This is a genomic window from Savagea faecisuis (assembly GCF_042675605.1).
GTDB lineage: Bacteria > Bacillota > Bacilli > Bacillales_A > Planococcaceae > Savagea > Savagea faecisuis.
Map to the genome: position 1 here is coordinate 116,894 of NZ_JBHTJF010000022.1, position 11,962 is coordinate 128,855.

9 protein-coding genes are annotated in these 11,962 nt (G+C 43.2%); 5 read left to right on the forward strand and 4 right to left on the reverse strand.

Annotated features, from left to right (window positions below; translation table 11 throughout):
* Nucleotides 1-37: 37 nt before the first annotated feature.
* The 3 genes from murC (at nt 38) to ACFQ0V_RS05350 (ending at nt 2,423) form a co-directional block, all read left to right on the forward strand.
* The gene (gene murC / locus ACFQ0V_RS05340) at nt 38-1,333 is read left to right on the forward strand and encodes a UDP-N-acetylmuramate--L-alanine ligase (protein WP_381010627.1); all 1,296 of its coding nucleotides are present in this window, start codon (nt 38-40) and stop codon (nt 1,331-1,333) included.
* 113 nt (nt 1,334-1,446) lie between these two features.
* Nucleotides 1,447-1,890 carry a DUF948 domain-containing protein gene (locus tag ACFQ0V_RS05345; RefSeq protein WP_381010630.1) on the forward strand — a complete coding sequence of 148 codons (444 nt, stop codon included), beginning with the start codon at nt 1,447-1,449 and terminating at the stop codon, nt 1,888-1,890.
* Nucleotides 1,891-1,916: 26 nt separating this feature from the next.
* Nucleotides 1,917-2,423: a YtxH domain-containing protein gene (locus ACFQ0V_RS05350; protein ID WP_381010632.1), complete on the forward strand. Its 507-nt coding sequence runs from the start codon at nt 1,917-1,919 to the stop codon at nt 2,421-2,423.
* Nucleotides 2,424-2,469: 46 nt separating this feature from the next.
* On the opposite strand, the gene ACFQ0V_RS05355 is transcribed toward ACFQ0V_RS05350, so the two are convergent.
* Complete coding sequence (locus ACFQ0V_RS05355; protein WP_381010634.1) at nt 2,470-4,605, reverse strand: cell division protein FtsA; 2,136 nt, start codon at nt 4,603-4,605, stop codon at nt 2,470-2,472.
* A gap of 175 nt (nt 4,606-4,780) precedes the next feature.
* On the opposite strand from ACFQ0V_RS05355, the gene ACFQ0V_RS05360 reads away from it, so the two are divergent.
* On the forward strand, nt 4,781-5,863 hold the full coding sequence (locus ACFQ0V_RS05360; RefSeq protein WP_381010636.1) for a bifunctional 3-deoxy-7-phosphoheptulonate synthase/chorismate mutase: 1,083 nt from the start codon (nt 4,781-4,783) through the stop codon (nt 5,861-5,863).
* An 84-nt stretch (nt 5,864-5,947) separates the two neighbouring features.
* A complete protein-coding gene (ccpA, locus tag ACFQ0V_RS05365) occupies nt 5,948-6,964 on the forward strand; it encodes a catabolite control protein A (RefSeq protein WP_381010638.1) in 1,017 nt (338 codons plus the stop codon).
* Between the two features lie 44 nt (nt 6,965-7,008).
* Here the strand turns inward: ccpA and ACFQ0V_RS05370 are convergent, their stop codons facing one another.
* From ACFQ0V_RS05370 to ACFQ0V_RS05380, 3 genes are all read right to left on the reverse strand, one after another.
* Nucleotides 7,009-8,154, reverse strand: coding sequence for an acetoin utilization protein AcuC (locus tag ACFQ0V_RS05370; RefSeq protein WP_381010641.1), 1,146 nt, complete (start codon nt 8,152-8,154; stop codon nt 7,009-7,011).
* A 78-nt stretch (nt 8,155-8,232) separates the two neighbouring features.
* Nucleotides 8,233-8,871 carry a GNAT family N-acetyltransferase gene (locus ACFQ0V_RS05375; protein WP_381010644.1) on the reverse strand — a complete coding sequence of 213 codons (639 nt, stop codon included), beginning with the start codon at nt 8,869-8,871 and terminating at the stop codon, nt 8,233-8,235.
* A 111-nt stretch (nt 8,872-8,982) separates the two neighbouring features.
* On the reverse strand, nt 8,983-11,883 hold the full coding sequence (locus ACFQ0V_RS05380) for a transglycosylase domain-containing protein (RefSeq protein ID WP_381010647.1): 2,901 nt from the start codon (nt 11,881-11,883) through the stop codon (nt 8,983-8,985).
* Nucleotides 11,884-11,962: the final 79 nt, after the last annotated feature.

Consider the following 11,962-nt stretch of genomic DNA (forward strand, 5'->3'; position numbering starts at 1 on the left):
AAGACTATGGGAAGTATTGTCCCGGGAGGTTACATTCATGACATTGTTTCATTTTACAGGAATTAAAGGATCCGGGATGAGTTCGCTCGCACAAATCCTTCACGATTCCGAGCAACGCGTACAAGGATCGGACGTAGACAAATATTTCTTCACAGAAGAGCCATTGCGTGAACGCGATATTTTAATTCAACCGTTCAGTGAAGAAAATATTCAAGAAGGGATGACAGTCATCGCGGGAAATGCTTTCCCAGATCATCATCCAGAATTAGAACGCGCCCGCGCATTAGGAGTGCCGGTCGTACGCTATCACGAATTTTTAGGGCAATATATGAAAGATTACACATCGATCAGTGTGACGGGAACGCACGGTAAAACATCGACGACGGGATTGTTGTCGCACGTGTTGACACAAGCGAAGCCGACATCATTTTTAATCGGTGACGGTACGGGAAAAGGTGTGAAAGATTCGACGTACTTCGTTTTTGAAGCGTGCGAATATAAACGCCACTTTTTAGCGTACCATCCAGACTATACGATCATTACGAACATCGACTTTGACCATCCAGACTATTTCCATGACTTGGATGACGTCTTAGATGCGTTCAACACGATGGCACAACAAGTGAAAAAAGGGATTATCGCATGCGGAGATGACTTGAATCTTCAACGCATTCGTGCTAATGTACCGGTCGTGTATTACGGTTTCGACCCTGAGAATGATTTCACGGTGCGTCAATTAGAGATGAATGAAGAAGGTTCATCATTTGACGTCTTCATTCGCAACGAGTTTTATGAGCGTTTCACAATTCGTCAACCGGGAAAACATGCTGTATTGAACGCGCTTGCGGTCATCGCAATTACACAATACGAACAAATTGATCCGAAACTCGTCCAACAAGGATTCGACACATTCGGCGGAGTGAAACGTCGCTTCTCCATCACAGAAGTAAATAATCATGTTTTAATCGATGACTATGCGCATCATCCGACAGAGATTGCGGTAACACTCGCATCGGCACGTCAAAAGTTCCCAAATCGTGAAGTTGTTGCGATTTTCCAGCCGCACACATTTTCACGGACGGAAGCATTGTTAGAGCAATTTGCGGAAAGTTTAAGCGGAGCGGATCACATTTACATTTGTGATATTTTCGCATCAGCTCGCGAGCAAAAAGGAAGCTTGACGATTCAAGACGTCGTCAAAGCGATCGACGGTGCACATTATTTACAACTAGAAGAAATCGATACATTAAACAAACATGGTGAAGCCGTTTACTTATTTATGGGTGCAGGAGATGTCCCGAAATACGCAAAAGCGTTTCGTGAGCAATTATGACAAAATAGTGACACCGACTAAATTTTAGTAAAAGATTAGACAAGTCGTTTATCATTCGTCACAATAGGGTATGACAATATCAATACGATATAATGTTCAGAGGAGGACTAGGAATGGAGAATTTACTTTACGTTGCCGCGATTGTCGCAGCGATTGCCTTTTTAATTTTATGCGTTAGCTTAGCGATCACACTCATCTCTTTAAAAGATACGATTAAAGTAGCGACAGCAACTTTAGATGATGTATCGAAACAGATGGAAGGTATCACAGTAGAAACAACTGCTTTGTTACATAAAACAAACGCACTTGCAGAAGACATTCAACAAAAATCAGAGAAATTAAACACAGTTGTCGACGCGGTGAAAGGTGTCGGATCATCAGTAAGTAACTTAAACCAATCGGTCACACGCGTATCGAACTCAGTCGCACTCGAAGCTGAGAAAAATAGCGACAAAATTGCGCAAGCTGTTCAATGGGGAAATGTCGTCATTGAATTAGTGAATAAAGCGAAAGGTACGAAACTTCCGAAATCAAAAGGTTGGAAATCGTACAACTAAAACGAATATTACTAGGAGGATGGAACATGACAAACGAAAAAGAATATGTAAACACGTATGGCAACCCAAGTTATGAACACCGCCCGAGCGCGAAGGAAAGCTATGAAGCTGAATCAGGCGTAGGCAGCTTCCTCGTCGGTGCAACACTAGGAGCACTTGCAGGAGCGGTAACAGCACTTTTACTCGCACCGAAATCAGGTCGTGAAATGCGCGAAGATATTTCGACACAAGCGATCGAATTAAAAGATAAAACGATCGAATTATCAGCAGTCGCGAAAGAAAAAGCGGAAGGGTTCGCTCAAGCGACGAAAGAAAAAACAGACGAATTGACACAAGCTGCAAAAGAGAAGACAGATGAGCTTACACAAACAGCGAAAGAAAAAACAGACGAAGTAACGAAAGCGATTAAAGAAAAAACAGGTGAAGTCGTCGATAAAGTAAAAGGTGAACAAGAAGCACCGCTTGATGACGGCACAGCTTCAACAGAAGGCGAAGAGCCACTCGAAGAACAACCGAAAGAAGAAGAGAAATAACAAAAGAGCGTAAGTAGAATAAATTTCTGCTTACGCTCTTTTTATGTTAGAAAAAGTTGACGGCGAGTTCATCACCGTTAAAAATAGGATCTGTAAATTCTGCAGGATTGCCATTACGGCTTAATTGATACTGTGCCGTCGCTGCTGTCGGCAATTCAAAGTCGGTATGTGCAAATACATCGCTAAACATGAAGTTTGTCGTCGGACGTGCTTGCCACGATACGTCGTCTTCATTCGTCACGACGAGTTGTAAATCCGTCACTTCTTCTTCATTGACGAAAATCGTATAGTTCATCCGCGTAATGTTGACGAGCTCTCCGTTAAATTGAACGGAAATGGCAGACGTCGTATATAAATTGAGCTCTTTCGCAATTTGGGCGAGTGTGCGCTCGGATTGTTGAATGAGTTGGATGACAGCACCGTTTTGAATCGCTGTTTGTGGTGTCGTCATTTGGCCGTTCATATAGAGCAGTAAATTGCTCGGCTTCAATTGGTGAGGACGACCGTCAATTTTTACGAGCAAACTTTCCCCGCGCGCAATTTCGACACCGCAATGTTCGAGACATTGTCCGACCGTTGTCAGTTGTTTCGCTTCGACAACATCTCGATCTTTTAACGACTGATCTAAAGTCGTCGGCTCGCCATTCAATGTTAATGTCGGCTCAATCGTGTGCGGTTCACCATTGATCGTAATGTGTAACGGCTCTACTTTTTCGATTAAATCTTCAATTTTTGCGACAGCATCTTTCCCTTTTTTACCGGGTATGACTTCGATGGAATCGCCGTCCGCAACAGGTGACTTGATCGAGACGAGTTCTCCATTTCGCTGAATGATGGACGGAGTACCGTGTTCACCTGGGACGGTAATGAACTGTCCATTCACCGTGAGAGACATGCCGAGACCAGGTTTTCCGAACAGTTGCGACACGTTAATTTGTGCATTGATGAGTACGTCGCCGACCGTTAAGTTCGATAATTCAAAAAGACGAATGTCGCGGCCGTTAACGGAAATCGAAACGTATTGAATCGGTGACTCTTGTGCTGCAAGTGCAATTCCAATCGGTGTGACGAGTGCAGGTGAATTTTGGATGTTATCTTGAATGATGACATTTTTAATCGCTTTCGTATCGCGAATTTGAACGCGAGCTTGAGGGAGTTTTAAATGTTCACTCACTCGTTCTGTTAATGTTGGCGTTAAGCTTCCTCCCCCGATCACCATGACCGCTTGGGGTGGATGGTCTCCATTCAAGCTTAAAATTTGTTCAGAAATCGATGTCGCTAACTCGTCAATCGATGGGGATAAAATCGATAACAATTCGTCATAAGTGGCTTCATACATCATCCCTAAAATATCTTCAAATTCGACCGTTTCACCGTCTGTCCATTGTCGTTTAATTTGTTCGGCAATCGGGAAGTCGAGCAAGTAATGATTGCTTAACTGTTCGGTAATCTCATCTCCAGCAATCGGAACCATGCCGTAAGCAGAAATGGTATTATCGCTCGTAATTGCAATATCACTCGTACCAGCTCCGATATCGACGAGTGCGACGTTCAAGCGACGCATCGATTGCGGGATTAAAACGTGAATGGCAGCGATCGGCTCTAGTGTGAGTCCTGCCATTTTTAAACCTGCTCGTTCCAATGAATGAATTAAACTTTCGATGACGACGCGTGGTAAAAATGTCGCGATCACTTTAATCGTTGCGACTTGTCCGTGTTGATCGATTAAATTGCCGATCACTTCGCCGTCGAGTTCGTATTGTAATACGGAATAGCCGACGCAATAATACGTCGTTGACAATTCTTTCGTTTGTTTCATCAATTGTTCATGCGCTTCTTGCACGGCAGCGAGTTCTAAATTTTGGACAGCTTCTGTCGAAATGAGCAAACGTTCTGAAAGGTCGATGGAAGCTTCTCCACGAATCGTTTTTAACGCACGTCCAGCAGCAGCGACATTCACTTCTTTCAGCGGACCGTGCCTTTCTTCAAATTGTTCCTTAATTTGTTCAATGACTTGTGCTACGCTTAGCACGTTATGTATTTGGCCGTCGATCATCGCTCGTTCTTTATGCTCGACTTGCACTAAGTCAATTACCTCATATTGTTCGTCGTCAAGTTGCTTCATAATCGTTCCGACGACAGAGCGAGTGCCGATGTCTAAAGAGAATAATAATGGGGACACGCACGTTCATCCTTTCATCAAAAAAATGTAAAAAATTTAATATTTACTTAAATTGCGTGACTTTTCAAAAAGGTTTCTTTATAATGAAGTCTATTATATCAAAATGTAACATACAATCATTAGAACGAAAAGGGTTTCGCGTGATTGTTATGTTCGGAGAGGAGATTTAAATCAGATGAGACAACAAGACTTAGAGCAGTTACGAAAAGAAGTTGACGGACTGAACGTTAAGATTTTAGATTTAATTAACGAACGTACGTCATTAGTGAAGCAGATCGGTAAAGTAAAAGAGAAGCAAGGTGTCAATCGTTATGACCCTATGCGTGAGCGTGAGATGTTAAATTTCCTCAAAGAATATAATGAGGGACCGCTTCCGAATGGAATTTTAGATGAGATTTTCAAAGGCATTTTCATGTCAGCATTGGAAATTCAAAAGGACGAGGAGAAAAACGCATTGCTCGTTTCTCGTAAGCGTAAACCAGAAGATACAATCGTTAATGTAAATGGTACGAAAATCGGTGATGGTAGCCAAACATTCGTGTTCGGTCCATGTGCTGTTGAATCATATGAGCAAGTGAAAGCAGTCGCACAGTCTATTAAAGCGAAAGGCTTGACGATGATTCGTGGGGGAGCTTACAAACCACGTACATCACCTTACGACTTCCAAGGACTCGGCTTAGAAGGATTGAAAATTTTACGCCAAGTAGCGGATGAAGAAGGTTTACAAGTCGTGACAGAAATCGTCACACCAGGTCACTTAGAAGAAGCGCTTGATTACGTAGACGTCGTTCAAATCGGCGCGCGTAACATGCAAAACTTCGAACTTTTGAAAGAAGCAGGAATGATCAACAAGCCTGTTCTTTTAAAACGTGGTATGTCAGCGACGATTGATGAATTCGTCAAAGCAGCGGAATACATTATCGCAAAAGGAAACGACCAAATTATTTTATGTGAGCGCGGTATTCGCACATACGAACGTGCGACACGAAATACGTTAGATATTTCAGCTGTACCAATTTTAAAACAAGAAACTCACTTACCTGTTATGGTCGACGTTACACACTCGACAGGACGCAAAGATTTATTGCTTCCGACAGCAAAAGCTGCAATTGCAGTTGGTGCGGATGGCGTCATGGCGGAGGTTCACCCGGATCCAGCAGTTGCACTTTCAGATGCGCAACAGCAAATGGACATCGGAGAATTCGACGCATTTTACGAAGAAATTCAACGTTTCATGAAAAATTACGCAACTGTATAATAAAAAATGCCGGAATCACCTCACAATAGGTGGCCCGGCATTTATTTTGTGGTAAAATGAAAATAAAGAGGAGGGCGATACGTTATGGCAATAACGATTTACGATGTAGCGGAAGAGGCGAACGTCTCCATGGCTACCGTATCGAGAGTCGTCAACGGCAACCCGAATGTAAAGCCGGAGACGAGAAAGAAAGTATTGGCAGTGATCGAACGATTAGGATATCGTCCGAATGCTGTAGCGAGAGGACTCGCAAGTAAAAAAACGACGACGATTGGGGTTATCGTACCAGATGCGTCGAAAACGTTTTATGCAGAATTATCACGAGGGATTGCGGATATCGCAACGATGTATGAATATAATATTATTTTATCCAACTCTGACAAACGACAAGATCGTGAAGTTGAATTATTAGAAGACCATCTTGGTAAACAAGTGGACGGTATTATTTTCATGAGTGATTCGATCACACCACAATTACGTGAAGAAATGCGCCGTGCGAACGTTCCGATCGTTTTAGCAGGAACGCTCGATGCAGAAAAAGAATTTCCAACTGTGAATATGGAATATGAAGAAGCAGCATATGAGGCGACGAAAAAGTTAATTGAAAACGGACATTCGAATTTAGCATTCGTGTCAGGACCATTTACGCGCGATATTAACCGTCTATGCAAAAAAGTCGGATTTGAAAAAGCGCACGAAGAAGCAGGATTTACAGTGAATCCAGAATTTATTTTAGAGACAGATAATACGTATGATGATGCGTACAATCATTGGTGCGAAATGTTAGAGCGCGACGATGCACCGACAGCGATTCTCGTCAGTAACGATGAGCTTGCGGTAGGTATTTTAAATGCGATTCGCGACAATAAATTTTCTGTACCAGATGATTTCGAAATTATTTGTTTCGAGCATTCATTGCTCGCACGTGCAGTGCGTCCACAGTTAACGTCTGTCGTCATTCCATTGTATGACCTCGGTGCTGTTTCGATGCGTCTTTTGACGAAGTTAATGAATAAAGAAGAAACAGAAGAAGATAAAGTGACGTTGCCGTATCGCTTTGAGTTACGAGCATCGACGAAAGAAAAAAATCCACTCGCATAAAAAAACAGCCGAAAAATCGTAGTTGATTTTTCGACTGTTTTTTATTATGGACAAACGACAGATAATGCGCGTTGCATCGCATTGTAATTGTTCACATCGATGACGGAACGGCGCTCGATCGGAGCGAATATTTCAGCGGGGTCACGCCAGTGCAGGTCGATCGGTTCGTCATAATATTTTTGAATTTCTTTCATCACATTCGGTGGAAGTGGACCGTCTGGAATTTCAATATCGTTCATAACGAGCCAAATCATCGCCCACGCACGAGTGACGGCACGCCAATCATAACCGCCACCACCTGTCGCAATCCAACGGCCTTCACAATATTTGTCCGCGAGACGACGTGCCACTTTCGGAATCGTCTCATATAAATCGATGGAACAATGCAAGTGAGTGAGTGGATCATACGTATGAGCATCTGCGCCATTTTGAGTTAAAATGACGTCCGGTTTGAAATGTTCGCAAATCCGTTCCATCGCCTCGGTATATACTTGTGTGAAGGAATCATCTTCTGTGAAGGCATCGAGTGGAACGTTAAAACTTGAACCATATCCTTGACCTGTTCCTCTTTCACTCACTTCTCCAGTTCCAGGGAATAAGTAGCGTCCTGTTTCGTGAATCGATAATGTAATAACATTCGGATTGTCATAAAACGACCATTGTACACCGTCCCCGTGGTGCGCATCGGTATCGACGTACAATACTTTTTTGCCATAGTTTTGAACGATATGTTCAATGGCGACGCTGCAGTCATTGTAAATGCAAAAGCCGCTCGCTTTACTGCGGAAACTATGGTGCAAGCCACCGCTTAAGTTGGCGCTATATTTCGCACGTCCTTCCATCACTTCTTCAGCAGCAGTCAAGGTCCCCCCGACGATGAGTGCTGTCGCTTCGTGCATATTATCAAAAATCGGCGTATCTTCTGTACCGACTCCGTATTTATTAATCTCTTCCTGTGTGACAGGAGAATCGCTCGCTCGTTTAATGAAATCGATATAACGAGCATCATGAACGAGTAGTAGTTCCTCATCCGTCGCCATACGAGGGGCGACAATTTGATCATCTGTCAAAGCACCGATCGAACGCAATAATTGATAGGCGATATACATGCGGTCTTGGTTGAACGGATGTCCGTCTTTGAAATGATAATGTAAAAAATCTTCTGAAAATACAAACTTATTTTGTGCCATTCTCCTCATCACCCTTTGTTATGTATTACCTGTGAAGCGCTTACAACTGTATGTAAAAATGGAGAAACTTCCTCCATTTTATTCGTATGTCGCATATCTTCTTGCGAAACGAAGTCGATCGAATTGGTCAATCGTATGTTGGTCGACATCACGTCCGATGCGCACCATTAAACAGTTAGCGGGATGTGAACAAATTTCTGGATCATCCGTTGGTGTATACATGAGGCCCCCATGATTCATCATTTTTTCCATCATGCGACGGTAATCCCAAACGTTCAAACCGGTTGATTTTAAATCCCAATGCCAATAATATTCTGTCGTAATAATAATATAATCTTCTACCGCTTCATCCATCATCGTCACTTCAAGAAGTGCTTTACCGATTCCAGCGCCACGATAATTCGGTGATACTTCGACAGCACCGAGTACGAGCAAGCGCTCTAAATTACCTTCTGCCCACCGTTCGAGCGGGTCCGGATATGAAAATGCAGCGTAACCGATAATGACATCGTCAATACGTGCGATCGTCATGCGTGCTTCAGGCTGTTTCGCCACTTCGATGAGTGCAGTATGTTGTCGTGAAGCAGGACGGAAAGCAATGAGCCCTTCGTCGAATGTGTATGATGCGAAACGTTCACTCGGTACCGGACTTTCTACGATAATTTTGCCATAAGGCGAATCTTTCTCTAACTGATTATGGTTTTTCTTATGTTCCATCACATTCACCACCTATCATTCAATGCGAACTTGTATCTAATAGTATACACTATAACAGTTTGGAAACGAAAGAAAACTCAACCTCGTTTAAACGAAGTTGAGTTCTCTTTGTTACGATTCTTTGTCTTCTTCAGGAGCTTCAGGTTTATTCGGTTTTTCTTCCGGTTTTTCTTCCGGTTTTTCGCTCGGCGTTTCAGGTTCTTCCGGTTTTTCTTCCGGAATTTCTTCTTCCGGAACCTCTTCTTCTTCTTCCTCAACTGAGATAGAAGCAGGAGTAGAAGTTAAACCTGTAATGTCGACAGCGACGACGGATAAATTACCTCCGCCATTGACATTCAGCGACAAGCTTTGGCCGTCTTGAATCGTTGCGATTCTGACACCGTCACGCATGACGTAATAACCGATGACGTCATTGGATGGTGAAGCTGTCCATGTTAGCGTAGAGCCGTTATAAGAAACGGTAACAGGTGCTGGTGCGACATCGTCTGCTGGGAAAACTTTTCCTGAGACGACACTTTTTGCGAACAATGAATTCGCAGGGAACAATTTCGAAGCATTACCTCCGAGTGGCGCAAGCATGCGCTGGATAAATTGTTCATTAACACCTGTTCCTCCTGCTCGAATGAATTCGGCTGGAGTAGAAGGGTGAGCTAAATAATTTTCACCTTTTACAGAGACGTAAGATCCGGAGATAATACTGTCGTCTGCTTTTGAAGGGACCATCACTTTTGCGTTGAATAAGTCTGAACGGACGAGCCCTGCTGCGCTACACGCTTCAGATGGAGCGAGTCCTGAAATACCACAAAATGATCGATTGACGACTTGAGCTGGACGTTCGAAACGTGCCCCTGCTTGAATGACGTCAGGATTCGTAGCGTTGGCGACGTTCATCAGTCGACTGAATAAGCCACTGACACGTGTCGTCGGGTGAGCGCCACTGCGTTGTGCTAAGTTTCGCTTCACACCATTTTCAACGATTTTATCTTTGTAACCGAACCAAACGCCGAGTGACACGTTCGGTGTGTAACCGACGAGCCAAGAGTCTGCGAAGTCGTTTGACGTACCAGTTTTTGCGGCCATATCGGGACGGAAATTCATCTGTCCAGTGACAGCAGGTGCTGTACCGTTACCGTACAATACACCTTTTAACATATCGGTTACGATGTATGCTGTTTCAGGTGAAAATACTTCGACAGGGTTCACTTCGTGTTGGTAAATAATGTTGCCTTCTTTATCTTCGATGCGTTCAATCATGTAAGACTTGGCATATTTTCCACCATTCCCCAAAGTAGCGAAAGCGTTCGTATTTTCTTCAACGCTCGCATCGACAGTTCCGAGTGCTGCTGATGGGACTGTGTAATCTGTTTCCGTTAAACGAGAGAAGCCCATATTGTGTAAAAATTCCATCGGGCGTCGGTCGATAATGTCGTAATAGAGCCGTACAGTTGCGACGTTTAATGACATGGCGAGCGCTTCTCGTGCTGGAATAATTCCTGCTTCATAACTTGCGATATAGTTTGATGGACTCCAACCTTTTGACGTAAATTTCACGTCGACGACTGGACTTCCTGCACCGATGACACCATATTCAATAGCCGGTGCATAGACGAGAAGTGGTTTGATCGACGAACCGAGATGACGATACGCTTGCGTCGCGTGGTTCACTTCAGAAAGTTCAAAGTCGCGTCCTCCAACGAATGATAAAATACGTCCTGTCGAGTTTTCAATCATCATCGCTCCGACTTGAACAGGGTCGTCCACTAAATATTTTTCCCCTGTTTCTGGGTCACGTTTTTCACGTTTATACGTAAATCCGTAGTTTTGGTACTCTTTAGCGACACGGTTCATTTCTTTATACATGTCGCGGTCGATCGTTGAATGGATGCGATATCCTTCTGTACGCATCGCACGATCGGCTATGATGCGATATTTTTCTTTTAATTTTTGTTCTTGTTCGAGGCGTTCTGGATCAATGCCATCTTCCGCTGCGAAAATTTCTGTTAAAATATCGACCGTACGATTTTGAATTTCTTGTGTTAAATACGGCTCTTCGATATTCGCGCGCAAATACGGCTCACGGAAATCTTTTTTAATATCGTAAGCGAGTGCTTCTTCATATTCAGCTTCGGTAATGTAACCTGTCTCTTTCATACGGAAGAGTACGGTTTTCATACGCGAAATACCTCGTTCTAATAAATCATCACTTTTTAAACCTCCACCGCTAACGTTACTTTTGAAAGGTGTGTAAGCGAATGGTGCTTGTGGAATACCTGCGATAAAGGCAGATTGCGGCAAGTTTAAATCGCTCGCTGGTTTATTGAAAATCCCTTGCGCAGCCGTTTCGACACCGGCAATGTTTTGTCCGATCGCGTTCCGTCCGTATGGAATAACGTTCAAATACGCTTCTAAAATTTCATCTTTTGTCATGAAATGTTCCAAACGCATCGCGAGTAAAATTTCTTTCGCTTTTCGTTCGTACGATACTTCATTCGTTAAAATTTGGTTTTTAATTAATTGTTGTGTTAAGGTCGAGCCACCTGTTTGGCTACTCGAGTTGGTGATATCTTGCAATAATCCACGAATGATTGCTTTCGGGACGATCCCTTCATGTTCTTCAAAGTATTCATCTTCTGTCGCATAGACAGCATCGATGACGTACGGTGAAATTTTATCTAATGTTGTTTTTTCTCGCTCGATATCGGCATTAATCGTTCCGAAAAAGACGTTATTGGCATAATAAATTTCTGACGTTTCTTCATAGTTGAAAACTGCGTTTCTCATTTCTTCTGGAGAACGGAGTGGTTCTTTTGAAACGAGATGAGCGAAATAGCCAGCGCCGACCGAAACAGCAAAGATGCCTCCTATAAACATGACGACTAAAAGCAAAATCATTAAGTTCCATGCGATCCCTGAACCGATGCGGATGATAGAGCCTGCTTTAGACTGTTGGAACTCGTTATACTTGCGTTCGAATCGCGTCGCAAAACGCTCTTCATTTTGTTTATGACTCACTAATTTTTTCCCTCCTAAAACCGTAATTCATTATAGCATATTTTGAAAAAGATTTGACAAAACAAAAAAACGGCTTACA

Bases quoted from the DNA above. Each gene is read 5' to 3' on its own strand.
- murC (WP_381010627.1), top strand. From the start codon at position 38: ATGACATTGTTTCATTTTACAGGAATTAAAGGATCCGGGATGAGTTCG.
- ACFQ0V_RS05345 (WP_381010630.1), top strand. From the start codon at position 1,447: ATGGAGAATTTACTTTACGTTGCCGCGATTGTCGCAGCGATTGCCTTT.
- ACFQ0V_RS05350 (WP_381010632.1), top strand. From the start codon at position 1,917: ATGACAAACGAAAAAGAATATGTAAACACGTATGGCAACCCAAGTTAT.
- ACFQ0V_RS05360 (WP_381010636.1), top strand. From the start codon at position 4,781: ATGAGACAACAAGACTTAGAGCAGTTACGAAAAGAAGTTGACGGACTG.
- ccpA (WP_381010638.1), top strand. From the start codon at position 5,948: ATGGCAATAACGATTTACGATGTAGCGGAAGAGGCGAACGTCTCCATG.
- ACFQ0V_RS05370 (WP_381010641.1), bottom strand. From the start codon at position 8,154: ATGGCACAAAATAAGTTTGTATTTTCAGAAGATTTTTTACATTATCAT.
- ACFQ0V_RS05375 (WP_381010644.1), bottom strand. From the start codon at position 8,871: ATGGAACATAAGAAAAACCATAATCAGTTAGAGAAAGATTCGCCTTAT.